The organism is Tatumella ptyseos ATCC 33301, assembly GCF_000735525.1.
In the GTDB taxonomy this organism is placed as follows: domain Bacteria; phylum Pseudomonadota; class Gammaproteobacteria; order Enterobacterales; family Enterobacteriaceae; genus Tatumella; species Tatumella ptyseos.
On record NZ_JMPR01000035.1, the window covers coordinates 153,882 to 178,539 of the forward strand.

At 52.1% G+C, this 24,658-nt stretch carries 23 protein-coding genes; 11 read left to right on the forward strand and 12 right to left on the reverse strand.

Annotated features, from left to right (window positions below):
* Positions 1-21: 21 nt before the first annotated feature.
* The gene (gene tpx / locus GTPT_RS10560) at positions 22-525 is read right to left on the reverse strand and encodes a thiol peroxidase (RefSeq protein WP_025903112.1); all 504 of its coding nucleotides are present in this window, start codon (positions 523-525) and stop codon (positions 22-24) included.
* Between the two features lie 245 nt (positions 526-770).
* Here tpx and GTPT_RS10565 point away from each other — a divergent pair, with 245 nt between their 5' ends.
* The 3 genes from GTPT_RS10565 (at position 771) to ttcA (ending at position 4,774) form a co-directional block, all read left to right on the forward strand.
* Complete coding sequence (locus tag GTPT_RS10565) at positions 771-2,366, forward strand: peptide ABC transporter substrate-binding protein (RefSeq protein ID WP_244875084.1); 1,596 nt, start codon at positions 771-773, stop codon at positions 2,364-2,366.
* 146 nt (positions 2,367-2,512) lie between these two features.
* On the forward strand, positions 2,513-3,496 hold the full coding sequence (zntB, locus tag GTPT_RS10570) for a zinc transporter ZntB (protein ID WP_029990374.1): 984 nt from the start codon (positions 2,513-2,515) through the stop codon (positions 3,494-3,496).
* Positions 3,497-3,880: 384 nt separating this feature from the next.
* Positions 3,881-4,774 (forward strand): tRNA 2-thiocytidine(32) synthetase TtcA, encoded by an 894-nt coding sequence (gene ttcA / locus GTPT_RS10575; protein WP_025903115.1) that lies wholly within the window; start codon positions 3,881-3,883, stop codon positions 4,772-4,774.
* Between the two features lie 104 nt (positions 4,775-4,878).
* Here ttcA and GTPT_RS10580 read toward each other — a convergent pair whose 3' ends face one another.
* A complete protein-coding gene (locus tag GTPT_RS10580) occupies positions 4,879-5,106 on the reverse strand; it encodes a hypothetical protein (RefSeq protein WP_025903116.1) in 228 nt (75 codons plus the stop codon).
* A gap of 44 nt (positions 5,107-5,150) precedes the next feature.
* On the opposite strand from GTPT_RS10580, the gene GTPT_RS17535 reads away from it, so the two are divergent.
* Positions 5,151-5,300, forward strand: a complete 150-nt coding sequence (locus tag GTPT_RS17535; RefSeq protein ID WP_156022685.1) for a hypothetical protein — start codon at positions 5,151-5,153, stop codon at positions 5,298-5,300.
* 159 nt (positions 5,301-5,459) lie between these two features.
* On the opposite strand, the gene GTPT_RS10585 is transcribed toward GTPT_RS17535, so the two are convergent.
* A complete protein-coding gene (locus GTPT_RS10585; protein ID WP_029990375.1) occupies positions 5,460-6,020 on the reverse strand; it encodes a flavodoxin family protein in 561 nt (186 codons plus the stop codon).
* Between the two features lie 269 nt (positions 6,021-6,289).
* Here GTPT_RS10585 and GTPT_RS10590 point away from each other — a divergent pair, with 269 nt between their 5' ends.
* Positions 6,290-6,562 carry a putative hemolysin gene (locus GTPT_RS10590; protein ID WP_025903118.1) on the forward strand — a complete coding sequence of 91 codons (273 nt, stop codon included), beginning with the start codon at positions 6,290-6,292 and terminating at the stop codon, positions 6,560-6,562.
* A 52-nt stretch (positions 6,563-6,614) separates the two neighbouring features.
* Here GTPT_RS10590 and GTPT_RS10595 read toward each other — a convergent pair whose 3' ends face one another.
* Positions 6,615-7,613, reverse strand: a complete 999-nt coding sequence (locus GTPT_RS10595) for a 2-hydroxyacid dehydrogenase (RefSeq protein ID WP_029990377.1) — start codon at positions 7,611-7,613, stop codon at positions 6,615-6,617.
* Between the two features lie 182 nt (positions 7,614-7,795).
* On the opposite strand from GTPT_RS10595, the gene GTPT_RS10600 reads away from it, so the two are divergent.
* Positions 7,796-10,420: a YdbH family protein gene (locus GTPT_RS10600; protein ID WP_051170753.1), complete on the forward strand. Its 2,625-nt coding sequence runs from the start codon at positions 7,796-7,798 to the stop codon at positions 10,418-10,420.
* On the forward strand, positions 10,407-10,589 hold the full coding sequence (locus GTPT_RS10605; protein WP_029990379.1) for a YnbE family lipoprotein: 183 nt from the start codon (positions 10,407-10,409) through the stop codon (positions 10,587-10,589). Before GTPT_RS10600 ends, GTPT_RS10605 begins: the two co-directional genes overlap by 14 nt.
* 201 nt (positions 10,590-10,790) lie before the next feature.
* On the opposite strand, the gene GTPT_RS10610 is transcribed toward GTPT_RS10605, so the two are convergent.
* Complete coding sequence (locus GTPT_RS10610) at positions 10,791-11,390, reverse strand: FMN-dependent NADH-azoreductase (RefSeq protein WP_029990381.1); 600 nt, start codon at positions 11,388-11,390, stop codon at positions 10,791-10,793.
* Between the two features lie 261 nt (positions 11,391-11,651).
* Here GTPT_RS10610 and hrpA point away from each other — a divergent pair, with 261 nt between their 5' ends.
* The 3 genes from hrpA (at position 11,652) to GTPT_RS10625 (ending at position 16,932) form a co-directional block, all read left to right on the forward strand.
* Complete coding sequence (gene hrpA, locus GTPT_RS10615; RefSeq protein WP_029990382.1) at positions 11,652-15,554, forward strand: ATP-dependent RNA helicase HrpA; 3,903 nt, start codon at positions 11,652-11,654, stop codon at positions 15,552-15,554.
* A gap of 245 nt (positions 15,555-15,799) precedes the next feature.
* Positions 15,800-16,504, forward strand: coding sequence for a hypothetical protein (locus tag GTPT_RS10620; protein WP_029990384.1), 705 nt, complete (start codon positions 15,800-15,802; stop codon positions 16,502-16,504).
* Positions 16,501-16,932: a hypothetical protein gene (locus GTPT_RS10625; protein WP_029990385.1), complete on the forward strand. Its 432-nt coding sequence runs from the start codon at positions 16,501-16,503 to the stop codon at positions 16,930-16,932. Before GTPT_RS10620 ends, GTPT_RS10625 begins: the two co-directional genes overlap by 4 nt.
* A gap of 380 nt (positions 16,933-17,312) precedes the next feature.
* Here GTPT_RS10625 and GTPT_RS10630 read toward each other — a convergent pair whose 3' ends face one another.
* From GTPT_RS10630 to rstA, 6 genes are all read right to left on the reverse strand, one after another.
* Positions 17,313-18,122: a trypsin-like serine peptidase gene (locus tag GTPT_RS10630; protein ID WP_025903129.1), complete on the reverse strand. Its 810-nt coding sequence runs from the start codon at positions 18,120-18,122 to the stop codon at positions 17,313-17,315.
* A 104-nt stretch (positions 18,123-18,226) separates the two neighbouring features.
* A complete protein-coding gene (gene ydgU / locus GTPT_RS18085; RefSeq protein WP_465315989.1) occupies positions 18,227-18,307 on the reverse strand; it encodes a small membrane protein YdgU in 81 nt (26 codons plus the stop codon).
* A 98-nt stretch (positions 18,308-18,405) separates the two neighbouring features.
* The gene (gene asr, locus GTPT_RS10635) at positions 18,406-18,801 is read right to left on the reverse strand and encodes an acid resistance repetitive basic protein Asr (protein WP_029990387.1); all 396 of its coding nucleotides are present in this window, start codon (positions 18,799-18,801) and stop codon (positions 18,406-18,408) included.
* A gap of 182 nt (positions 18,802-18,983) precedes the next feature.
* On the reverse strand, positions 18,984-20,468 hold the full coding sequence (locus GTPT_RS10640; protein ID WP_025903131.1) for a carboxypeptidase M32: 1,485 nt from the start codon (positions 20,466-20,468) through the stop codon (positions 18,984-18,986).
* 1 nt (position 20,469) lies between these two features.
* Complete coding sequence (gene rstB, locus GTPT_RS10645) at positions 20,470-21,789, reverse strand: two-component system sensor histidine kinase RstB (RefSeq protein WP_029990389.1); 1,320 nt, start codon at positions 21,787-21,789, stop codon at positions 20,470-20,472.
* Positions 21,786-22,514, reverse strand: a complete 729-nt coding sequence (gene rstA / locus GTPT_RS10650) for a two-component system response regulator RstA (RefSeq protein WP_025903133.1) — start codon at positions 22,512-22,514, stop codon at positions 21,786-21,788. Before rstA ends, rstB begins: the two co-directional genes overlap by 4 nt.
* Positions 22,515-22,679: 165 nt before the next feature.
* On the opposite strand from rstA, the gene GTPT_RS10655 reads away from it, so the two are divergent.
* A complete protein-coding gene (locus tag GTPT_RS10655) occupies positions 22,680-23,087 on the forward strand; it encodes a hypothetical protein (RefSeq protein WP_025903134.1) in 408 nt (135 codons plus the stop codon).
* 20 nt (positions 23,088-23,107) lie between these two features.
* Here GTPT_RS10655 and GTPT_RS10660 read toward each other — a convergent pair whose 3' ends face one another.
* Positions 23,108-24,502, reverse strand: a complete 1,395-nt coding sequence (locus GTPT_RS10660) for a basic amino acid/polyamine antiporter (protein ID WP_025903135.1) — start codon at positions 24,500-24,502, stop codon at positions 23,108-23,110.
* Positions 24,503-24,658 lie beyond the last annotated feature (156 nt).

Genomic DNA, 24,658 nt, shown 5'->3' on the forward strand with positions numbered 1-24,658 from the left:
GGCGGGCCTGCTGAGCGGAACTTACTTCAGCACAGCCAGGGCGGCGTCGTAGTCAGGTTCCTGCGCGATTTCTTCAACCAGTTCTGCATGCAGCACAGTATTATTTTCGTCCAGCACCACCACAGCACGTGCACTCAGTGCTTTCAGCGGGCCTTCAAGAATTTCGACACCGTAATCATTTTTAAAGTCACTGCCACGGAATGCCGACAGTGTGATCACATTGTCCAGGCCGTCAGCGCCGCAGAAACGACTTTGTGCAAACGGCAGGTCAGCAGAGATACACAACACAACCGTATTGGTGATGTCTGAGGCCAGCTGATTAAATTTACGTACCGAGGTTGCACAGGTGCTGGTATCGATACTCGGGAAGATGTTCAGTACCTTACGTTTTCCGGCATAGTCTCCCAGTGAGACATCACTCAGATCTTTCGTCACCAGGGTGAAGTCAGGAGCAACGCTGCCTTTAGCCGGAAACTGACCCGCGATGGCAATTGGCTGCCCTTTAAAATTGATAGTCTGAGACATCAGCGATTCCTTATCATCATTTGTGAGTGACTGCGACGCACTTCAATAGCGTACAGTGCAAGTGAACCCCTAATTTATCCCATATTTTGCACCCTTTTACGAGCAGGGACGGTATATTGCCGTATAAATATCATCTCTGTCTGGCCGTGAAAGGGGCAGCCTGCCTGATATCAGGCCAGAGGAACGAAAAACAAGAGGGAGCACATATGGTTAACTGGTACAGGCTTTCCGCGCTGGCCCTGGCGATGATGCCCGCGACCGAGTGTCTGGCGGCGACACTGCCCCCCGGCGCGCACTTAGCGGCCCGGCAGGAAATTGTCCGGCAAATAAAAGATGAGCCGGCGTCACTCGACCCGGTACAGGCGGTGGGATTACCGGAAATGCAGGTGATCCGTGACCTGTTTGAAGGCCTGACGAACCAGGACAGTACCGGCAACATTGTGCCGGGTGTCGCTGAACGCTGGCAGAGTAACGACAATAAAACCTGGATATTTACTCTGCGCCGGGATGCCCGCTGGTCAGACGGTAAACCCGTGACTGCCGCCGATTTTGTCTATAGCTGGCAGCGTCTGGTGGACCCGGCACAACGTTCCCCTTTTGCCTGGTTTGCGGCGCTGGGCGGTATTGAAAATGCCGGAGCGATCACCCGCGGAGAAAAGCCGCCGTCTTCACTGGGCGTCACTGCGATTGATGCCTGGCATCTGAAAGTGACACTGGATCATCCAGTGGCTTATTTCCCTTCACTGGTCGCCAATGTCTGCCTGTTCCCGGTCCCGCGGGACGTTATCCGTAGCGCTAAAAATGACTGGACGCAGCCGGGGGAACTGGTGGGCAACGGGGCGTATCAGTTACAGCAGCGGGTGGTGAATGAAAAAATCGTGCTGGTCAGAAATAAGGATTACTGGGATAACACCCATACGGTGCTGAATAAAGTCACCTTTGTCCCGATCAATGAGGAGTCTGCAGCGACTCAGCGTTACCGTGCAGGGAATATCGATATCACCGAGTCTTTCCCGAAAAACATGTATCGTTTGCTGAAGAAAGAATTGCCCGGCCAGGTGTATACCCCGATGCAGCTCGGCACCTATTACTATGCGTTTAATACCCGTAAAGGCCCGACGGCAGACGTCAGAGTCCGACGGGCTTTGTCGTGGAGTATCGACAGACAGGTGATTGCCGATAAGGTGCTGGGAACCGGTGAAAAACCCGCCTGGGGTTTCACCCCGGTCGGAACACAGGGGTTTCATCCGCAACCGCTCTATATTCAGCAGCACACACAGCAGGAACTGAATGCGCAGGCCAAATCACTGCTGGCCTCTGCGGGCTATGGGCCGGGGAGACCGCTGCATCTGACGCTGTTGTACAATACGGCAGAAGTGCATCAGAAAATTGCCATTGCCATCGCCTCAATGTGGAAGAAAAACCTGGGGGTGGATGTCACTCTGCAGAATCAGGAGTGGAAAACCTATCTGGACAGCCGTAATCAGGGGAATTTCGACGTGATCCGGGCGTCCTGGATAGCGGATTATAATGAACCCTCTACCTTCCTGGGGCTGCTGACCCGTGGTAACAGCGGTAATATTTCCGGATTCAGTAACCCGCAATACGATGCTCTGTTGGCCCGGGCGGCCCGCGAACGCACGGAAGCTGCCCGCAACAGCGACTATAACAAGGCCGAGCAAATGATCGCCGAAGAGGTACCTATCGCCCCGATTTATCAGTACACCAATGCACGTCTGATCAGCCCGCGGGTCAAAGGTTATCCGATCAATAATCCTGAAGATGTGGCTTACAGTCGTGAGATGTGGATTGAACAGCCGCCGGAGAAATCTGCGCGGTAATTTCCTATCAGACTGATTATCCGGCTATTATTATCGAACGGGGCAGCCATTGTGTAATGCCCCTTTACGTTTTAAATGCAAATTATGGTAATCAATACACTACAATGCAGGTTTTGATTTACCGGAAACAGAGTTAAGGGGAATGTGTGAGCATCATCGACGGTAAAGAACTGCAGATATCTGATGCGATTATTTCCTGTCAGTTAGACGGGCAGGGTGGAATGCTGCCTATCAGTGAAACTGAAATGGTGAATTGCGAGCGCCCCTGCTGGCTGCACCTGAATTATGCCCAGGAAAACAGCGCCGGATGGTTGCAGAAAACTCCGTTATTGCCGGACTCCGTAAGGGATGCTTTAGCCGGTGAGAGTATGCGCCCCAGGGTGAGCCGTCTGGCGGATGGTTTTATCATCGTTCTGCGCAGTATCAACTTTAATGAACATGCCCGTCCGGACGAGCTGGTGGCGGTCAGAATTTTTATCAGTGATAAATTAATCATTTCGACCCGCAAACGCAAAGTAGCCGCGGTGGAAGATGTCTGGGGTGAACTCCGGCAGGGGAACGGCCCGGAAAATGCGGGCGACTGGCTGGTGGAGTTTTGCGACTCACTGACGGATCATATCAGTGAATTTATCGAAGATTTACACGATAAAATTATTGATATGGAAGACGGGCTGATGGAAGGCCAGGCACCGGTGCGGGGCGAAATGGCATTGCTGCGTAAGCAACTGATTGTGATGCGTCGTTACATGGCACCTCAGCGGGATGTGCTGGCGCGCATCGCCAGTGAAAAATTTACCTGGATGGACGAGGCACAGCGCCGTCTGATGCAGGATATCTCAGACCGGCTGGGCAGGGGACTTGAAGATCTGGATGCGGGCATTGCACGGACCGCGGTTCTGACCGATGAAATCGATGCCTTGCTGACAGAATCCATGAACCGCAGAACCTATATTATGTCTCTGCTGGCGATGGTTTTTCTCCCTGCGACTTTCCTTACCGGACTGTTCGGCGTTAATCTGGGCGGGATTCCCGGCGGACAATGGCACGATGGCTTTGCTGTGTTTTGTGTGATTCTGGTACTGATTGCGCTGGGTGTGACCTGGTTCCTTAAAGAGCGCAAATGGTTATAAATCATGTGGTTGGATTAATAATCATAAAAATGATCTGAGTCAATGTATGCCGGGCGAAAATCGCGGATACTTCTTCCCGCAGGTGAATGCAACGTCAAGCGATGGGCGTTGTGCTCCACATTGTCTTACTTTTGAATTACTGCATAGCACATTTAATTCTTATGACCCCGGCGTTAGTGACGCCGGTTTTTTTTTGCCACCTCGCGGCCGCCTTTCACCGGTGCCTGACGGTCTTCTCTCCTCTGCTGCATCTTTGTTCTGTTCTGCGATATCTTTTGAAAGGTGATTTCCCCCTCGCGTAAAAGTCCGTATAATCCGCGCCCATGCATGCAGGCTTTTAACCAGGAAATAAACGGCCGGAGCACCCGGCGGTGAACAGAACCTATGAATCAGACCGATACCAGAAAAGACACACTCGAATTCAACAAACTCCAGAAGCGTCTGCGGAGAAATGTTGGCAATGCAATCACCGATTACCAGATGATAGAAGAAAATGATGTGGTAATGGCCTGCATGAGTGGTGGCAAGGACTCTTTTGCCATGCTGGATATTCTGCTGAGCCTGCAAAAAGTTGCTCCTGTCAGCTTTGAAGTGATTGCGGTCAACCTGGACCAGAAACAACCGGGTTTCCCGGAGCATATTCTGCCTGACTATTTCGAGCAGCTTAACATCCCTTACTATATCGTCGATAAAGATACCTACTCAGTCGTCAGAGAGAAGATCCCTGAAGGTAAAACGACCTGCGGACTGTGTTCGCGCCTGCGTCGGGGTACACTTTATTCCTTTGCCGAAAAGATCGGCGCCACCAAAATTGCCCTTGGTCATCACATGGATGATATTGTGGAAACGCTGTTTCTGAATATGTTCCATGGAGCGAGGATGAAGGCGATGCCACCGAAACTGCGTTCAGATGATGGCCGTAATGTGGTGATCCGTCCGCTGACCTACTGCCGCGAAAAGGATCTCATCCGTTTTGCTGATCATAAGGCGTTCCCGATCATTCCCTGCAATCTGTGTGGCTCTCAGGAAAATCTTCAGCGACAGGCGATTAAAGGCATGCTGAGCGAGTGGGATAAAAAAGATGCTGGCCGTGTGGAAAGTGTTTTTAAATCCTTACAGAATGTCAGTCCGAGTCAGTTAGCGGATCGCGAACTGTTTGACTTCGAAAACCTGCCGTTAGATCGTGAAGGAGAGCGTGAAGCTTACGGATTTACGGAAGCGACCGTTTCATCGACCAATATCGACCATTCGCTGTATATCGATGTCACAAATCTCTGAGGCTATGCTCCTGACAGACAACAGTCTGCCGGTATAAAAAGGGGCAATTCATCAGTGATCCTGCAGGTTGTCCGCCTGGCTTTATCCGCGGGGCGGACACAAAGCTAACTGATCAGCCCGCTGATCACTATCCAGAACAGACAAACCCCGGCCAGAACGCTGACAGCCAGAAGGCCGCGTCGGGCATATCGCCATTGGTGACGCTCGTTTTCGTCAGCTAATGCGATGACCGGATCCGCATGTTGTTTTCTTTTTTTCGGTCTGAAATCCAGCCAGAACGACGCCGCCGAGGCTGATGCTGCACAAATTTTCAGTGCTACGTAACCATCCATTATTTCGTTCCTTATCACGTCAGAATAAGCCGCCGACAAACCTGATGAAGCAGATGTGTTATCTGACACCCGCATATGACCTGCTGGTCAGGGCGGATGACTATTTGATAAGAGATCCCCTGCCGGAAAAATACTCTGTGGTCAGCCGTGACCAGCGACCGGGGATCAGGCCCGGGATTATCAATGAAGAATAACAATAAAGTTCTGTCGGGGAAACGGATAACAGCCCCGTGATGGCGGGTTAATCACGAGGCTGAGCAGGAAAGGCGTCCGCAGACTGGCAGGGTATAACGCTGCCGGGACCGTGGGATGACTACCGGAAACGAGGGTGAATTATTTCACCCGGTATTTCTCTATTTATTCCACCGCAGTGAGGCATGGGCGACCCGCGCACCTAAGATTTTTGCAGTCTCTTTATCTGACTGAGTTATCCCCTCAATGCCTTTATCGGCATCCGCCTGCGCCATGGCCCCTAAAAACGAGCCAAGCCGGTTAAGATCATCTTCAGATCCTTTCGAGCTATTATTGCCAGGCATTAACCCAAGGCTGACCCATATCATCTGGTGTTGTGCAGCAAAAATACTCAGTTGCTGCAGCGTTGCCAGTTTATCACCACTGTGGGAAGCGGAGCAGGTAAATCCGGCGGCCAGTTTATCCCGCCATTTTCCCCAGTATTTTGAACTGGCATCCATAAAGGCTTTGAAAGGGGCAGAGGCGCTGCCCATATAGGTCGGGGAGCCGAAGATGATTGCATCGGCTTCTTCTTCCAGATACTGCCAGTATGACCCGACATTCTCCGCCGGGATCAGGGTGGTCGTCACCCCGGCCACTGATGCTGCACCGGACTCCACGGATTTGGCGATCTCTTCGGTATGTCCATAGCCGCTGTGATAAATAATCGCAATCTTAGTCATAAACACCTCAGGAATTATATTTTATGCCGGCTAAACGCCATTGTTAACCCAATCATCCTAATGCGCCTCTGGCGGATATTCAAAAAATTAGCCGGGGGTCAGCACATTCAGGTAATTTACAGGCGGTATGCCACGAGAGGATGGCGGGCAGACAGAGTGATCGCCCCCTGGCGGGATTTATTTAGTAAAAAAAAGTAACAGATATCGACCCGCCGTCGCCGCTGACATATTCTGAGCAACCAACTGTCCAACCTCCCGGAGCCTGATGAATGAAAATAGCCGCAATGTTGCTGGTGAGTGCCACCGTTTTACTCTCTGCCTGCAGCAGCCATAACGATGATAATGAACCCCCACAGCAGGCAACGGCTGCACATATCCAGCCCGTGGTGATGTCTTCTCTGGCGGAGTCCAACTGTGCAGGTGCAGGCGGTATTCTGGCCTATTCACGACAACTTGACGGTAGCAGGATCGGCATGTGTGAGTTAAGCAATGGCAAACGTTGCAGCGAAGTTGCGCTGATCAATGGTAACTGTGCCCGTTAACAGCATGGCACCCTGACCGGCAGGGTGCTGCTTTTCCGCCATGGCGGAGAGTTTATTGACCGGTACTCACTCTGTGAGTACAGCTCCTGCCGAGGGAAAGCTCCTGCAGATTACTCAGTGTGGTTTCTGCTATGGTGGTCAACGCTTCACGGGTCAGGAAGGCCTGATGCCCGGTAAACAGGACATTATGGCAGGAGGAGAGCCGGCGGAAGATATCGTCCTGGATAACATCATTCGAGTTGTCCTCAAAGAACAGATCCCGTTCATTTTCATAGACATCCATACCCAGCGCGCCGATTTTTTGTTGCTTCAGCGATCCCACGGCAGCCTGTGAATCAATGAGTCCGCCCCGGCTGGTATTGATGATCATCACGCCGTCTTTCATTTTACTGAACGCTGCGGCATCGAGCAGGTGGTGGTTTTGCGGTGTCATCGGGCAGTGGAGAGAGATAATGTCGGATTCCCGCAGCAGAGTGGTAAAATCCGTATATTCAACGCCCAGCGCCAGAGCCTCTTCGGACGGATAAGGGTCAAACGCCAGTAATCGCATCCCGAACCCTTTAAGAATACGCAGTGCTGCCAGCCCGATTTTCCCGGTTCCCACAATCCCGGCAGTTTTTCCGTGCATGGTGAAGCCGGTCAGGCCCTCCAGCGAAAAGTTAGCATCCCGGGTACGGAGCCAGGCCCGGTGAATATGACGGTTCAGGGCCAGCATAAGAGCGACAGAGTGTTCTGCCACCGCTTCCGGAGAATAGGCAGGCACCCGCACGACCTGAATCCCCCGTCTTTCTGCGGCCGCCAGATCCACATTATCGAACCCCGCACACCGCAGGGCGATAAAGCGAACGCCCCCGGCGGCCAGTTCTTCAATAACGTCTGCAGAACACTGGTCATTAACGAAGATACAGACGGCGTCGAAACCTTGTGCGGTTTTGGCGGTATGGTGATCGAGTTTGAAATCATAAAAAGTGAAGGAAAAACCAAAAGACTGATTCGCTTTTTCCAGGGACTGCTGATCATAGTGTTTCGTGCTATAAACGGCGATATTCATTACGGATCTCCGGGGTAACTTTGCAGGGAATGCCGGTGTTATTAGCGTTTTGCCAGAATCTTACATACTATGTATCGCAAATACGTAACTCGCTGATTTCAGTATAGGCCCGGGCACGACAAAAGCGGGATCATTAATGCGTTGTGTCACTGATGGCTCCGGGAGAACAGGGTGAATTTTCTATGACAGACAAACGGCGAACAGCCCTGGCGATTATCGTCCCGGTCGTGCTGATCACCGGTCTGGCCGTGGCTGCCATTGATGTCTGGCTGCCGCCGCTCGTACAGCACTGGCTGCCGGAAGGGACACGTCTGACGCTCAGCGGGCATTTTCGCCCGCACACCAGAAGCCTCAGTTTCCCGGGGGTAGCGTTACAGGCGGGGGACTGTCAGGCGGTCTCCGTGAACGGCCTTTCTGTGGGCTATCGTGATCATTTATGGCAGTGGCATGCCACGGATGTTCGGGTTGATACCGACTGCCTGGCGACGGTTCCTTCCTCCTCTTCCTCCTCCGCGCCGGAAAAAACACTGGCGGAGTGGCAGGCGTTGCTGCCTGCCGGTCACTGGCAGGCCGATAAACTGGAAATTCTGCCCTGGGGTCAGTATGCCGGACGTCTGTCGCTGACGACCCAGCAACAGCGGCAGGCACTGACCTACGATAGAAATGATCTTCAGCTAAGCGCAGTGCTTAATGGCCAGGCACTGACGATCACCCGGTTACGATGGATACCTCCGGGCGGAACTCCGCCGCTTACTCTGCAGGGCTCCGTCGGGCTGGCCCCGAAAATCGGGCAATGGCCTGAGCGGGGGCAACTGGACGGGCAGCTATCTCTGACCGGTCTTCCGCTGCACCTTGAGCTGCACTGGCAGCAACAGCAGGGTGTGCTGAACGTACTGACCCCGAAGAGCCCCGAACCCTTGTTACAGTTGCCCTGGACGGCCACGCCACAACTGCTTGAAATTCAGCAAGGCAAATGGCAGTGGCCTTTTGCGTCTCAGCCGTTGCAGGGGGGGATTGCGCTGCAAGCCAGCCACTGGCGTGAAGGGCCGGAAAATAGTGTTATTTCCGGACGAATGAATGCCTTAACCTCCGGTCACGGCGGTAAAGGGAACGTTGTACTCAGTCTGGGGCCAGGTAAACTCAGTCTGACCGATAGCGCACTACCGTTACGTCTGACCGGCACGGCAAACAGCCCTGAATTACAGTTTTTTGCCCGGCTACCGGCGCAGCTGACCGGGCCGCTGACCGGACCCGAAATCCGCTTTCTGAGCGGCGCCTTACTCCGTATGCGTGGTCAATTGCTGGATACCTTCCAGGTCGATGAAGCGCGCTGGCCACTGGCCGGGGTACATCTGTCAGCTTCAGGGATTAACGGACCCTTACAGGCCATATTACAGGTACACAACCGCACCTCCGGCCGCTATCGTCTGCAACTGGCCGGTCAGGCCCGGGATTTCTGGCCGGATCAGGGGCAATGGCAATGGCGTTACTGGGGCAGCGGCGTGCTGTTACCTTTTAAAGCCGCCTGGGATCTTCAGGGCAGCGGTGACTGGCAGGGGCCGCAGATCACGCTTAAAACATTGTCGACCGGTTTTAACCAGCTCAGGTATGGCGGCGTACGGGTCGTGTCTCCGCGTCTTACGCTCACCTCGCCGCTGATCTGGCACCGGCAGGTGAACGCTCCGAAACTGGCAGGGGCATTTGCGTTAACGGCCGGGAAGACACTTTTCAGTTATGGCGGCAGACTGCCGGCACTGCATCTGCCGTTTTCGGTCTCCGGAACCTCCCCGGGGGATTTCCTCTATCAGGCGCGTCTCAGCGCCGGAACCCTCGGGCCACTGGCACTGCATGGTCGCTGGGATGGTGAGCGTTTGCGGGGTCAGGCATGGTGGGCCTCTCAGCCACTGGCCGTTGTCGAGCCGTTGCTGTCACCGGACATGAAAATGAAAATCACCGGCGGAAAAATGCGGGCACAGGCTGCCTTTTCCGCCTCGGCCACCAGCGGCTTTCAGGCCGGCGGACACTGGGTGATCACTCAGGGCAGTGCCTGGACGCCGGACAATCAGATACAGGGGGCTGGTTTTTCTTTACCGTTCCGTTATCAACAGCAGCGCTGGCAGTTGGGTTACCGTCAGCCTGTCCGTCTGACCATCGACCGTATCGTGGATCAGATAGGTTTGTCAGGGATCACTGCCAGCCTGCAGGGGTTCTATCCCTGGAGTCAGGAGAAACCCTTGCGGTTATCGGATGTCAGTATGTCGGTTTCCGGCGGCAAACTGAGCCTGGCTGAATTGAGGCTTCCGCAGCGGCAGGCAGCACTGCTGAAAGCCGATAAAATCAACCTGAGCAGGCTCATTACGGCATTACATCCCGGCAAAATAGCCATGTCCGGCCTGGTCAGCGGTGAGTTGCCGTTATGGGTCAATGACCCGCACTATATCATTCGTGACGGGTGGGTCAGTAACGACGGACCTCTGACCCTGCGGGTCGATAAAGAGATGATTGACGCCATTACCAGTAATAATATGGCGGCCGGCGTAGCCGTCGACTGGTTACGGTATATGGAGATCGGTCGTGCGCAGGCGAAGTTACAGTTAAGTAGTGACGGTGAACTGATCATGAAATCGACCGTTCAGGGAACCAGCCGCTTCAGTAATCATGATCAGCGGGTTAATCTGAATTATACTCACCAGGAAAATATCTTCAGACTCTGGGAGAGTCTGAATTTTGGCAGTAATTTAGAGTCGCTGTTATCGCAGCAACTGAAGTATCCGCAAACGGAGAGAAACAATGATGAAAAGCGGTAACCTGCTTATCTGCCTGATATCAGGTCTGATCCTGGGCGGGTGTACACCGCGTATTGAGGTCGCTGCGCCCAAAGAACCGATTACGATCAATATGAATGTCAAAATTGACCATGAGATCACGATAAAAGCAGATAAAGACGTCAATACCCTGTTAAAAAATTCGCAATAACGGCCCGTCACAGAGGGGGAGGCACTGCGGGTCACCCGGCCTGTAGATGCCGGATAAGCTGATAAGGCCGGGGAAGTTCAGAGAGGCATGGCTTTCACCCCCGGAGCTTCGGGAGTGCCCTGACCATGTACAGAGCAGAGGCAACAGGTCAGTAAAAAGTCAGGGTGAAACTGCCGGCCTGCAGAGACCGGCAACAGAAGGTCAGACGGCGATAATTGATTCGATAGCCGTTTTCGCATCTGTCGTGGCTTTCGCGCCGACTTCCGGGCCGTAACCATAGCCTTCCGCGAACACAAAGTTCACATCCGAAATCCCGATAAAGCCAAGGAATAATTTCAGGTAAGGGGTTAGCAGATCCGCGGGGGTATCTTTATGTACACCACCACGGCTGGAAATAATCACTGCACGTTTGCCTGTCACCAGTCCTTCGGGGCCGTTTTCCGTATAACGGAAGGTCACACCGGCGCGGGCGATGAGATCGAAATAGGTTTTCAGTTGCGTCGGGATATTAAAGTTATACATTGGCGCGGCGATGACAATCACATCATGAGCCTGTAACTCACTGATCAGTTCATCAGACAGAGCCAGCGCTTCCTGCTGGCGAGAGTTCAGTGGCGTTTCTGAAGGGCGCAGGGCTCCGACCAGTTCGCCATCCAGTACCGGGACTGGCTGTGCAGCCAGATCACGTACAGTGACAGTGTCACCTTTGGCGATGGCCTGTTCGGCATAAAAGTCGGCTAACTGCCCTGACTGTGAATAGCCGGCCAGAATACTGGATTTCAGAACGAGTACTTTGCTCATATTTGTTTTCCTGTCATAGAGGCGGAGTCTTCCGCTAAGTGGTCTCACTGTACGGGGATAGACCGGCAGATAAAAGTTGATAATTTCGAGATCTATATTCGAAAAAATTGAATGAGTCAGGGGCAGGGAAAGGTGTCCTGGCATAACAGCGCTTCATGAGTATGTTACAATCATGCACTGTCGCAGACAGACGGACATTTCCTGCCTGCTGATGCAGGGCCCGGGTCATTTTGTCATATAAAATCAAGGTAACGCATTATTATGTCATCTCAGGATTTCTCACCGCTTTCATCGCTGTTCAGCAGAACGGAACCGCTCATATTGCGGGATCGCCAGAAAATCAGGCGTCGTCTGACCGGTGCCGAAAAGGTGAAGAACCCGCAGGCGCGTGCTGAAATAACCAGTAAGATTGAACAGGATATTGCTGAGGCAGAAACGCGCCTGGCGCTCCGTCTGGCTTCGGCCCCGAAAGAGATTGAATTTCCGGATAACCTGCCGGTCAGCCAGAAACAGCAGGAAATTGCAGAGGCCATCAGTAACCACCAGGTCGTGATCATTGCCGGTGAAACCGGGTCCGGTAAAACCACACAGATCCCGAAAATCTGTCTGGCCCTTGGCCGGGGAAACCGCGGCCTGATTGGTCATACCCAGCCGCGCCGTCTGGCGGCCCGGACGGTGGCTACCCGTATCGCCGAAGAGATGAAGAGTCCGCTGGGCGATGTTGTCGGTTATAAAGTCAGGTTTAATGACCAGGTCAGTGATAACAGCCGTATTAAACTGATGACCGACGGGATACTGCTGGCGGAGATCCAGCAGGACAGGCTGCTGTTGCAATATGACACCCTGATCATCGATGAAGCCCATGAACGCAGCCTGAATATTGACTTCCTGCTCGGGTATCTGCGTGAACTGCTGCCCCGCAGGCCTGACCTGAAAGTCATTATTACCTCGGCGACGATCGATCCGCAGCGCTTTTCGCGTCACTTTAATCATGCACCGGTCATTGAAGTGTCCGGGCGTACGTATCCGGTAGAGGTCCGTTACCGGCCGGTCACTGAAGATTCCAGTGACGGCGATCGCGATCAGTTGCAGGCTATTTTTGACGCGGTCGATGAACTGATGCGTGAACCTGCCGGTGATATCCTGATTTTTATGAGCGGTGAACGGGAAATCCGTGATACGGCCGACGCTCTTAACCGCAGAGAGTTACGTCATACCGAAGTGCTACCGCTGTATGCCCGCTTGTCCAATACCGAGCAGAACCGGGTGTTCCAGTCGCACAGCGGACGTCGTATTGTCCTGGCGACTAACGTTGCGGAAACCTCCCTGACGGTCCCCGGAATTAAATATGTGATCGACCCCGGCACTGCGCGGATCAGTCGTTACAGTTACCGGACCAAAGTACAACGCCTGCCCATTGAGCCGGTGTCTCAGGCATCCGCCAACCAGCGAAAAGGGCGATGTGGCAGGGTCTCGGAAGGGATTTGTATCCGGCTGTATTCTGAAGAGGACTTCCTGAACCGTCCGGAGTTTACAGACCCGGAAATCCTGCGAACGAATCTGGCGTCGGTCATTCTGCAGATGACCGCACTGGGTCTGGGAGATATCGCGGCGTTTCCTTTCGTGGAAGCCCCGGATAAGCGTCATATCCAGGACGGTGTCCGTTTGCTGGAAGAACTTGGCGGGATCCTGCCGACGGCAGGCGGAGAGGTTAAACTGACGAATCTGGGCCGTGAACTGGCCCGCTTGCCGGTCGACCCGCGGCTTGCCCGCATGGTACTCGCGGCACAACAGTTTGGTTGTGTACGTGAAGTCATGATTATCACCGCCGCCTTATCCATTCAGGACCCGCGGGAGCGACCCTCAGATAAAAAACAGGCGTCTGATGAAAAGCACCAGCGCTTTGCGGATAAAGAATCCGACTTCCTGGCCTGGGTTAATCTTTGGAATTATCTGCAGGAACAGCAGCAACTGCTGTCAGGTAATCAGTTCCGCCGTCAGTGTAAAGCCGACTATCTGAATTATCTGCGGGTACGTGAGTGGCAGGATATCTATACCCAGTTACGTCAGGTAGTTAAAGAATTACGCCTGCCGGTCAACAGTGAACCGGCACCGTATCGTGAAGTTCACAGTGCGCTGTTGTGCGGCCTGCTTTCCCATGTCGGTCAGAAAGATGTAGAAAAACAGGAATTCACCGGCGCCCGTAATGCACGGTTCTCAATCTTCCCGGGGTCCGGCTTATTCAAAAAGCCCCCGAAGTGGGTGATAGTGGCCGAACTGGTGGAAACCAGCCGTCTCTGGGGACGCGTTGCTGCGAAAATCGATCCGGAGTGGATTGAACCGCTGGCTAAACATCTGCTGAAATATCATTACAGTGAACCGCACTGGGAGAAATCTCAGGGGGCGGTGATGGCAACGGAAAAAGTCACGCTCTACGGACTGCCAGTGATTGCCGGGCGTAAAGTCAATTACGGTAAAATTGATCCGCAGGTCTCACGTGAACTCTTTATCCGTCATGCGCTGGTGGAAGGTGACTGGCAGAGTCGCCACGCATTTTTACGCAATAACCGTAAGCTGCTGAATGAAGTAGAGGATCTTGAGCATAAGTCACGACGCAGAGACATTCTGGTCGATGATGAAACCCTGTTTACCTTCTATGACCAGCGTATCGGCCACGATGTTGTCTCGGCGCGTCATTTTGACCAGTGGTGGAAGCAGACCAGTCGTGAACAACCTGAGTTGCTCAATTTTGATAAGCAGATGCTGATCAAAGAAGGTGCTGCTCAGATCAGTGCGCTGGATTACCCGAACTTCTGGCATCAGGATAACCTGAAGCTGCGTCTCAGTTATCAGTTTGAGCCCGGGGCCGATGCCGATGGCGTTACCGTCTATGTCCCCTTACCCTTGCTGAATCAGGTTAGTGACCGCGGTTTTGAATGGCAGATCCCCGGCATCCGCCGTGAGCTGGTGATCGCATTAATCAAATCGCTGGCCAAACCGTTACGCCGTAACTTTGTACCTGCACCGAACTATGCAGATGCCTTTCTGCAACGGGTGACCGACAGCAGCCAGCCGCTGACAGATGCCCTGGAACGCGAGTTCAGACGAATGACCGGGGTCACCGTTAGTCGGGAGGACTGGCAATGGAATGCGGTGCCCGATCATCTGAAAATCACATTCCGTATAGTGGATGAAAACAATAAGAAGCTGGCGGAAGGCAAAGATTTAACGGCCCTGAAAACTGCGCTGAAGGAGAAAGTGCAGGAGACGCTCTCGGATGTGGCTGATGATGGTGTGGAACAGCAGGGGCTGCACGTGTGGAGCTTCGGCGACCTGCCACAAAGCTATCAGCAAAAGCGGGGCACTTATCAGTTGCAAGCCTGGCCTGCGCTGGTGGATGAAAAAGACAGTGTGGCTATTCGTTTGTTTGATAGCCAGGCAGAACAGCAGAAAAGCATGTGGCGCGGCCAGCGCCGTTTGTTGTGGCTGAACATTCCGTCACCGGTTAAGTACCTGCATGAGAAGCTGCCGAATAAATCAAAACTCGGACTTTACTTTAACCCTTACGGGAAAGTGCCGGAGCTGATCGATGACTGTATCTCCTGCGGCATCGATAAACTGATGGCTGAGCATGGCGGCCCTGCATGGACTGAACAGGATTTTACCCGTCTGAAAGATATTATCCGCGGCGGATTGAATGAAACGGTGGTGTCCATTGCCATCCAGGTCGAACAAATCCTGACAGCGGTGTTCCGGATCAATAAGCGACTGAAAGGAAAAGTGGATATGAGCCAGGCGCTGGCACTGTCAGATATCAAGGCGCAGATGAGCGGCCTTATCTACAGGGGCTTTGTGACCGGTAATGGCTGGCAGCGGCTGGCGGACACTCTGCGCTATCTGCAGGCCATTGAGCGACGACTGGACAAGCTGCCGGTCGACCCGCACAGTGATCGGGCGCGTATGCTGAAGGTTCAGCATATCGGACAGGCCTGGGAGCAATGGCGTAGTAAGCTACCGCCTAAACACCGGGACGATGAGGATGTTATGGCAATACGCTGGATGCTGGAAGAACTCAGAGTCAGTCTGTTTGCCCAGCAACTGGGTACTCCGTATCCGGTGTCGGAAAAGCGCATACAGCAGGCGATGGAACAGAAGGAACTCTGAAGGCTAAGGAGAGGGCAGCGGTAACCTTTACCGCTGCCCTGCGGCATTTACGGGATTTGAGGGCTAATCGTGTAAAAAACCACGATAATTAGATAACATCCTGTTTTATATGTTAAAAACCACCCACATAATGGTTTTAATGATCCAACTTTGCCCGGGGTTTTTGAGTATACTTGCTGCTGAGAGATAAATAGGTGTTATGGTAAATTAGGTCACAGTCATTAATACGGGACGGGATACTCAGGATGAGTAAGCGATCAGAAATTATTGATGGTGCTCAGGCACCTTATGGAAACAGAGGTATTGTTTATACGGAAGTTTTGGGATGGGTGGATTTGGGGCATGCTCAGGGCTCGGATATCCGGGAGCTTTTGAGATTAATAGCTCAAGGTGAATCATCAGGGAAGGAATTTTATGATGTCAGGTATGCACAGGGAATGACTGGTCTAAGGGGGCAACTTCGGTCAGGAAAAGTGATGACCTGGCGGATACTGCGCGGCAGACCTCACTGGGAACAGAAGAGCATTGCCCTGGCGATGATGATGACGATGGCCCGCAAATTTGAAGCGTTTCAGGGATCGTTTCCCAATAATTTAGTGACGGACAGCGGTTTCAGCGGTGAGGATTTGGTCTCTGATTTGCTGGGCTTTTATCGGGTAGTATCGATTCAGAATCCTTTTCCTCAGCTCCTACCTGTTAGCAAGGATGAAGCCCTAAAACGCTGGGATTACTACGGCAAAATCGGCAGCTGGAAGAATGAAACATTTCAGCCGCTACTGTTCCCCGATCCTGAAAAATTCCCGCATTCCCGCCCTCGTAAAGGGATGCTGCCGCCTTTTATGCGAACGGTAGTCCCCTATAACGATTTTCTGTCTGGAAAGGTCATTCTGCCTCAGCACGATAAGACTTTTTTGGTCTTAGGCTCTGGTAACAACAGGATGAGGTTATGAGACGAAATATAATTATTCTGCTCAGTGTTGCTGTCATTAGTGTTTTTGCACTGGCTGTCGTATGGCCGCATATAGAGATGGGGTTTGCCAGTAGCGCCCATTATACCCGGATGGATACCCGAGAGTACGAGTATTACACGCCTGCTTTATTGAAAAGAATGCCTCGTATCTCTGACAATTACGAGTTCAGTTATAGCAATATCAGTGGTCCACAAGCTTTTGTCTATGGCATTCAGTTCAATGGCACGACCGATACCAGTAAAATTCGTGAATACCTGATAGCCGAAGGATATAAACAGCAAAAACAATGTCAAACAGAAGCTGAATGTTGGCGATCTCCACGGAGTAAAGATGTTGTTTCGTTTTACAGCTTGTCTGAATTAGATTTGGTTAGTGTCGAAATTTATCGACGTGAGTATGCTGATTAAATTGATATATCTCTGGAATAGAAAGGATCTTACTGAGATCTTTTTTTGTACGCGTAATCTTTTGCCCTGTAAACAAAAAACACCGCTACCAACGGTGGTTCGTTTGCCGGGTTTAAGAGCTACTAACTCTAAAATTTTCTTAACGTGGTTTTTTACACGATTGGACCTCAAACCCCGTTTAAAACTCAGGTTTACGCGTCGATGACGCGCAACAGTTTTAACACTGCACCCGCCTGAGTTCTTAACCCCTGTTCCCACGACTGAACGAGAGAAGAGCGAACCCCGGTCAGGAGGGGGCGAGGGCCAACCGTACATGTTTCTGTATATCAACCAGTGAGTTCACAAACGTGGTTTTTTACATCATTGACCGTCAAACCCTTTTACTGACTCAATTCCTGAAGCTTGTCATAGAATGAAGTGACCGCGATGGCACGGTTGTCAGCACGGTAGCGGTCTTTGGCCGCGGGAGCCGAACTCTGTACCGCAATAATCTGCCAGCCATTATCGGTCTTTAACAGCAACGGTGACCCACTGTCTCCGGGTAGCGTATCACAGCGGTGTGACAGTACCGCTTTCTGTGACCAGCCGGTGACCTGACAGCCCTGATGTGCATACAGATTATCCAGATGATCTGCCGGATAGCCTGCCTGTGTGACTTTATTACCGTCTTCTTTTAAGGCTGCAATCAGGTCTGAGCGGCTACCGGAAAACAGCGGAATAGGGGTAATGACGGACGGCGGATTACGGATAATGATGATGCCGTAATCATAAGGTGCGGCAGAAGGGGGTACAATCCAGCCATCACCATCCGCTTTCAGTTTGCCCGCCAGCATAGGCTCTACACGGGCATCAATATCATGAATTTCATAACGCCAGCCATCAGAAAACGCCATAAAACGGATAGCGACCGGCGGGTCGAATTTACCGGGCGGCGTCAGCAGGCAGTGACCGGCGGTCAGGGCAATATGCGGTGAAATCAGAGTGGCTGTACAGACATTACCGCTGTCGGTTTCCACCTGGCCGATAGCATCCCAGGGCGCGGAGGCGACATCGGTGATTTCTTTACGGTGATCTTTACCAAAAAATAAGGTTTTTATTTCGCTGGCGTTGGGTGTGTCATCATCATCATCAGCGTGAACCTGCACACTGAAACAAAAAGCACTTAAAATAATTACAGTCAGCAGGCGCATAATTCTCTCAATGGCGGGAGTCTGTAGGTTAAAGATTGCGGTAAGGAAAGTAATATAGTCGTTACAGTGGAAAAAAGGGAGAGATACTGAGTAGTTACCGGATACTAAATAAAAAAGCTGGCAGCGATGATGCCGCAAATGATTACGCTGATCAGAATGATTTCGAAGCGATAACGACGTACCATGCGGGTTACTCCGGTAAAAAACACCCGGAGGACCGGGTGTTTTAATCACTTTGACGCGTGCTCAGGAAATTCCTGACGTGTCAGGTACTGATTTTAAATTAGTGAGCAGCTTTCTTAGCTACTTTTTTGTGGTGGTGCTTTTTAGCAGCCTGAGCTTTCTGAGCAACAGCTTTCTTAGCTACTTTTTTGTGGTGATGCTTTTTAGCAGCCTGAGCTTTCTGTTCAGCAGCTTTCTTAGCTACTTTTTTGTGGTGATGTTTTTTAGCAGCCTGTGCTTTCTGCTCAGCAGCTTTTTTAGCAGCAGCTTTTTTGTGGTGCTTACGGTGTTTGTGTTTATGTTTGTGAGCAACGTGCTTAGCAGGAGCTTCAGTTTTTGCCGGAGCAGCAGTGGTTGCAGCTGCAGGTGCAGGTGCAGTAGTGGTGGTGTCTGCAGCGAATGCTGCTGAAGACAGACCCATAGCAGCGGCAACTACCAGTGCAAATAATTTTTTCATTGCAAATTCCTCGAATTCATTTTCATTTATTAGCCCACTGCGGGGCCGGTGAAATCACTATATGAGAATAAATCGGGGGCGTCCGTTGGTGAATGGTATCGTTGTGTAACCGAATGTACAGTCGCGATAAGAAAGGAAAAAAACGCGCCGGCGGCCGGAAAAAATAACCGCCGGACAGAGGGTTAGCTGCAATAGCGTTGCTCAAGATGCTGGCGGAAAAAGGCCGGATTCAGGGTCTGACCGGTCGCTTTTGTCAGCAGTTCGTCAGTCGTCAGTAAACTTCCGTACTGCCAGATGTGGTCGTTCAGCCAGCCGGAAATATTTTGCAGATTTCCGCGGGCGATCTCTTCGGAAATGGCCGGGAGTTGTTGTTTCGCCGCCGCAAATAACTGGGCTGCATACATGGCACCCAGCGTATAGGTCGGGAAATACCCGAAAGCACCATCGGTCCAGTGAATATCCTGCATGCAACCTTCCCGGTAATTACCGCGGGTATCCAGCCCCAGGTAGTGGTGCATCTTTTCATCCCACAGGGACGGGATATCTTCCACCTCAATCTCACCTTCAATCAGGGCCTTTTCGATATCGTAACGCAGCATAACATGCGCAGGATAACTGACTTCGTCGGCATCGACGCGGATAAACCCGGGTTTCACCTGCTGTGCCAGTGCCACAAAGTTGTCTTTTTCCAGGGCAGGTTGCGACCCGAAGATAGCCTCAACCTGCGGCTGAATAAATTCCAGGAATTCGCGGCTGCGGCCCAACTGCATTTCCATAAACAGGCTCTGTGACTCATGGATAGCGGTAGACCGGGCCAGGCCGGCGGGTTGTCCTGCCCACTGTTTTGGCAGATTCTGCTCATAACGGGCATGTCCGGTTTCATGGATCACTCCCATCAGGGCACTCAGTAAGTGCTGTTCATCATATCGCGTGGTGATCCTGACATCTTCAGGAACACCGCCGCAAAACGGATGGGCACTGATATCCAGCCTGCCATGATTAAAATCGAAGCCCAGAGTCTGCATGACTTGCAAGCCGAGCTGTTTCTGTAACGGGGGCGGGAACGTCCCGGTCGGGGTTCGTGGCCGAGTAGCCGATTGTTTTTCCACCACGCGGGTTAATAACGCCGGCAGCCACTGTTTCAGGTCATTAAAGACAGAGTCCAGTTGCTGGCTATCCATGCCAGGTTCATAAAGATCCAGCAGAGCATCATAGCGTGACGTGCCATTGGCTGTTGCGCGGATATCGGCTTCCTGGCGCGACAGGCGAACTACCTCACGCAGGTTTTCTGAAAACCCCTGCCAGTCGTTTGCCTGACGCTGGGTTCGCCAGGCATGCTCACAACGCATACCGGCGATAGATTTTGCTTCGACTAATTCTGCCGGTAGCAGAACCGCCTGTTGCCACTGACGGGTCATCTCCTGCAGGTTGGCACGTTCATCCGGCGTCAGGGGCAGGTCGGCGGCGGCCCGCAACAGGTCACCGTTTTCTTTATCGGTCAGCAACTGATGCTGTAATAAGCTCAGTTCTGCTAAGGCTTCACCGCGGGCTTCACTTCCGCCTGCGGGCATCATGGTTTGCATATCCCAGCCAGCGATTGCCGACAGGTGACCGAAGCGGGAGAGGCGACGAAAGCGCTGGCACAGTCGGGTATAGGCATTATTCATTTCAGTTTCCTTTTAAATGTACTGTGGGTGGCGCCAGCGGGGCGGGTTGTGTGGCGGGCCAGCAGAACCGTACCGAGGCACCCCCCAGAGGACTGCTATCGATGGTCACCGTTCCGCGGAAGGCCTGAGCGATAGAGTAAACAATGGCCAGGCCCAGTCCGCACCCGCCGGTTGCCCTGTCTCTGCTCGGGTCCAGCCGGACAAAAGGTTCAAAGACATGCTCGCGTTCTTCGGGGGGAATGCCGGGGCCGTCATCTTCTACCTGCATCATTCCCATCGTGCCATCAAACCACAGACTGACACGTAACCGGCGTACGGAATAACGTAGCCCGTTATTGACCAGATTATCCAGCACACGCTCCATCAGGCGTAAGTCGGCGTATCCCTGGTTTTCCTGTTGCGGTATATCCAGCTCCAGGGTATGTTCCGGGTGGAGCGAGCGTACATCATCGATGCGCTCGGTCAGCCAGTGGGCCAGGTCGATATGCTGTACCTTCATATCGACTTTTGGCCGGTCCAGCCGGGCGTAGGTCAGCAGTTCTTCTATTAATCCTTCCAGCTGGCTGATATCACGGTTCAGAGCAGCCGCTTCGTTTTCTGTCAGATTATCACTCATCTCCAGCCGGTAGCGCAGCCGGACTAACGGAGTTCTTAATTCATGGGCAATACCGTCAATCAGCTGTTTTTTACTGGCAACCAGGACCTTAATATTGTCTGCCATCTGGTTAAAGGCAATGCCTAACCGGTAAAGACTGGAAGTGTTATCAAAGTGGGTACGGGAGTCGAGATCCCCCTGACCAAAGCGTTGTGCAGCGCGTTCCAGTTTCTGCATTTCTTTCCAGTGCGGCCGCATCCAGATAAATACCGGCAGGGCCAGTGACATGCCGATAAACGCCAGCAATGCAATATCCAGCAGCCGCATCTGGTGCAGATAGAAAAGGTACGGGATCGGGCCGACAGACAGCACGTAATGGCTGCGAGGAATATGTTGCAGGAAGGTGTACTGATCATCCAGCGCCACAATTTCCCCGGCACGAAGCCGGCGCATATTCTCAGGTGTCAGGGTATAGCGACTCATCGGCTCAATGTGCAGCTTAAACGACAAATTGAGATCCAGATTATCAATGGTCTTATTCCAGTCGTGAGGCGGAATTTCACGCAACTCAGTACGCATTAAATAGAGAGAGCTGGCCATCAGGTCATTCATGGACTGACGACCGGCGCGCTCTGCAGTCATTTTATAGACCAGCCCGACCAGTAAGGTCATCACCAGGAAACAGGCAAAAAGCAGAAGATAAAACTGGATAAACAATTTCTTCATTCTGAGTGAGTATCCCAGGCCTGAGGGGCGAACAAATATCCTTTATTACGGATGGTCTTGATGCGAAAAGGTTCGGTCGCGTTATCGTGCAGTTTTTTGCGTAACCGCGAAATGGCAACATCGATACTGCGATCCATGCCGTCATAACTGACCCCCCGTAAGGTTTTCAGCAAAGCATCACGGTTAAGGATTTTACCGGCATGGCTGGCCAGCTCCCACAGTAAATCGAAGTCGGCTGTGGAAAGGGGGATTTGCTCATCAGCAAGGGTGACTTCACGGTTTAGCATATCTATGGTCAGTGTCCCGAAACGGATAAGCCTCGCCGGGGCCGAACCGAGAGAATGTTCCTCTATGGAACTGTTCTGCTGGGATTGACGTAAATGCAGACGTAACCGGGCCAGCAGTACAGCGGGCGGGGTGGTCTTGAGGATATAGTCATTGGCGCCCATCTCCAGCGCCAGAATATGGTTCATATCACTGTCCAGTGATGTCAGCAATACAATCGGCCCGTTCCAGCGGGTACGTAAATCCCGGCACAGCGTCATACCATCTTTTCCGGGTAACATAATATCCAGCATTACCAGGTCAGGCTGCTCTGAAATAATCGTTTCCTCAGCCCGGTCGCCTCGTGTCTCGACAACCACGTCAAAATCATGTTTTCCCAGGTAAGCTGCGATCAATTCGCCCACTTCAGGTTCATCTTCTACGTAAACTAGTTTATTCATAATTAACAATAATTATTTATATTTAACATGTAAATAACCTGCCTCGATAATATCTGATACGTTAGCACGAAAAAGGTACCTGTTGCTGGTGCATTCCCTACATAATGTGCCATTATTATTTCAGCTATCTGAGTTACCGAAGGATCGATTCTACAAGGGGGTTGAGTGTCTGATGATAAATTAGCCTCGGGCATACATAATCAATGCATCTGTTTTAATTACAGCGATTACCTCTCTTCATCCTGTAAAAAACAGTGGAGTTTTGTCGATGCAATATATGGTGTGTTACCTGTTTTCGGGATAGTGACACGTAAAACGCTGCGTAATGATCCTCTGATAACGGATGCCGATCTCTTTAAAGAGATGGCCCTGCAAATTATTTCAACTCAGGTTAGCGATGAAATCAATATCGCCAGGCTGATTGCACTCGCAGAACAACAGAAAATTGTGAGTTTTGATATTCAGTTGCCTTACCCGCTCTCTGAAGAGCAAATCGCCGGAATTTATAAAGAGTATCGTAAACCGTTGACACTCAGACAGTCGGGAGATTGTCTGAGTATCGTGCTGCCCTGAATCTCTTCTTGCCGGCCTTTTCAGGCCAGCAACTGCATAATGCCTGTGCCCAGCGCAGAAAGCAGCAGGAGGGTCATCAGACACTTATCCGTACGTGTCAGCGGAAGCCTTTCCGGGGCGGTGTAACGGGCAATCATAAACAGAAATAATCCCGGTGCATATAGCATCAGCGACATAATCAGGTTGACAGGCCCGGAGGCATACAGCAGCCATACTCCATAGATGGAGGCTCCGATGCCGGTGATCAGTGCCGCGGAAATTTTACGACCTGCCGTCTTAACCAGAAACAGTCCGACCAGCAGGTACGGAACCAGAACCATCTCTGAGGCGATATTCAGCAGATTATTATAATCCGCATGGGTTAACCCGATAATCAGCAGGCAGACCTGAACACTGCCGTTGGTCAGCCAGAGCGACCCGGAAGGGGCATTATGGCGATTCTGACGGGCAATAATCCGCGGAAAGGAATCCGTCCGGGCGGCCAGGAAAGGTATTTCTGCGGCCATAATGGTCCAGCTCAGATAGGCACCCGAAACAGAAAGTACCAATCCGGTGACAATAATCACCGTCCCCCAGTGACCAATCATTGCAGATAACAGCCCGGCCATGGAGGGGTTGTGCATCTCCGCCAGCTGCGTACGCGGCACTATCCCCAGCGATAACAGTGTTACCAGCAGATAAACCAGCAGGGCAGCCAGTACGGCCCAGAGCGTTGCCCGACCGACATCCCGACGGTGACTGGCGCGGGCAGAAATCACCACTGCACCTTCTACCCCGATAAAGACCCACAGGGTGATCAGCATCGTTTGTTTTACCTGCGACCAGAGAGGGACGCCCAGGCTGATCCCGCGGAAATCATGGATAAAGTTCTCAAACCGGAAGGAAAATATGGCCAGTACCACAAACAGACAGAGCGGGATCAGTTTTCCGAGCGTTGCGAGCAGGTTAATGCTGGCCGCAGTCTGAACGCCCCGCAAGACCAGAAAATGTACCAGCCACAATAATAATGAGGCCCCGGCAATGGCAGGCCAGGTATTTCCCACGCCAAAGATAATATGGCCCGGACTGTCAGTGAAGAAACTGAGGGCCGAAAAAACGATCACTAAATAGGACACATTGGCAATAACGGCACACAGCCAGTATCCCCATGCTGAACAGAAGCCGATGACCTCGCCGAAGCCGGCACGGGCATAGGTATAAATACCGCCATCAAGGTCGGGGCGCATACGGCTGAGTAATAGCATCGCCAGTGCCAGAAAGAGGATACCGGCACCGGTTATCAGCCATCCGCAGAGTAACGCGGCAGGTCCGGCGACAGCGGCCATATTTTGCGGCAGGCTGAAGACACCGGCCCCCAGCATTGAGCTCAGTACCAGGGCTGTTAATGCGCCAAACCCTAATTTTTTTTCTGACATGACGTTCCTGATTAAAATAGTACTTATTATCCCGTTTCACGGAATAAAGCAGAAGAAGCTACTGGCGAATAAAATCTATATGAAATATATCACCAGATGCGGCCGGGCCGTGATTTTACGGAGTGGGGCAAGGGAACGCAATGCGAAAAAGGATCA

What these genes read in the sequence shown, in the direction of transcription:
- tpx (WP_025903112.1), bottom strand. Translation starts at nt 525, where the DNA reads ATGTCTCAGACTATCAATTTTAAAGGGCAGCCAATTGCCATCGCGGGT.
- GTPT_RS10565 (WP_244875084.1), top strand. Translation starts at nt 771, where the DNA reads ATGATGCCCGCGACCGAGTGTCTGGCGGCGACACTGCCCCCCGGCGCG.
- ttcA (WP_025903115.1), top strand. Translation starts at nt 3,881, where the DNA reads ATGAATCAGACCGATACCAGAAAAGACACACTCGAATTCAACAAACTC.
- GTPT_RS10580 (WP_025903116.1), bottom strand. Translation starts at nt 5,106, where the DNA reads ATGGATGGTTACGTAGCACTGAAAATTTGTGCAGCATCAGCCTCGGCG.
- GTPT_RS17535 (WP_156022685.1), top strand. Translation starts at nt 5,151, where the DNA reads ATGAAGCAGATGTGTTATCTGACACCCGCATATGACCTGCTGGTCAGG.
- GTPT_RS10585 (WP_029990375.1), bottom strand. Translation starts at nt 6,020, where the DNA reads ATGACTAAGATTGCGATTATTTATCACAGCGGCTATGGACATACCGAA.
- GTPT_RS10590 (WP_025903118.1), top strand. Translation starts at nt 6,290, where the DNA reads ATGAAAATAGCCGCAATGTTGCTGGTGAGTGCCACCGTTTTACTCTCT.
- GTPT_RS10595 (WP_029990377.1), bottom strand. Translation starts at nt 7,613, where the DNA reads ATGAATATCGCCGTTTATAGCACGAAACACTATGATCAGCAGTCCCTG.
- GTPT_RS10600 (WP_051170753.1), top strand. Translation starts at nt 7,796, where the DNA reads ATGACAGACAAACGGCGAACAGCCCTGGCGATTATCGTCCCGGTCGTG.
- GTPT_RS10605 (WP_029990379.1), top strand. Translation starts at nt 10,407, where the DNA reads ATGAAAAGCGGTAACCTGCTTATCTGCCTGATATCAGGTCTGATCCTG.
- GTPT_RS10610 (WP_029990381.1), bottom strand. Translation starts at nt 11,390, where the DNA reads ATGAGCAAAGTACTCGTTCTGAAATCCAGTATTCTGGCCGGCTATTCA.
- hrpA (WP_029990382.1), top strand. Translation starts at nt 11,652, where the DNA reads ATGTCATCTCAGGATTTCTCACCGCTTTCATCGCTGTTCAGCAGAACG.
- GTPT_RS10620 (WP_029990384.1), top strand. Translation starts at nt 15,800, where the DNA reads ATGAGTAAGCGATCAGAAATTATTGATGGTGCTCAGGCACCTTATGGA.
- GTPT_RS10625 (WP_029990385.1), top strand. Translation starts at nt 16,501, where the DNA reads ATGAGACGAAATATAATTATTCTGCTCAGTGTTGCTGTCATTAGTGTT.
- GTPT_RS10630 (WP_025903129.1), bottom strand. Translation starts at nt 18,122, where the DNA reads ATGCGCCTGCTGACTGTAATTATTTTAAGTGCTTTTTGTTTCAGTGTG.
- ydgU (WP_465315989.1), bottom strand. Translation starts at nt 18,307, where the DNA reads ATGGTACGTCGTTATCGCTTCGAAATCATTCTGATCAGCGTAATCATT.
- asr (WP_029990387.1), bottom strand. Translation starts at nt 18,801, where the DNA reads ATGAAAAAATTATTTGCACTGGTAGTTGCCGCTGCTATGGGTCTGTCT.
- GTPT_RS10640 (WP_025903131.1), bottom strand. Translation starts at nt 20,468, where the DNA reads ATGAATAATGCCTATACCCGACTGTGCCAGCGCTTTCGTCGCCTCTCC.
- rstB (WP_029990389.1), bottom strand. Translation starts at nt 21,789, where the DNA reads ATGAAGAAATTGTTTATCCAGTTTTATCTTCTGCTTTTTGCCTGTTTC.
- rstA (WP_025903133.1), bottom strand. Translation starts at nt 22,514, where the DNA reads ATGAATAAACTAGTTTACGTAGAAGATGAACCTGAAGTGGGCGAATTG.
- GTPT_RS10660 (WP_025903135.1), bottom strand. Translation starts at nt 24,502, where the DNA reads ATGTCAGAAAAAAAATTAGGGTTTGGCGCATTAACAGCCCTGGTACTG.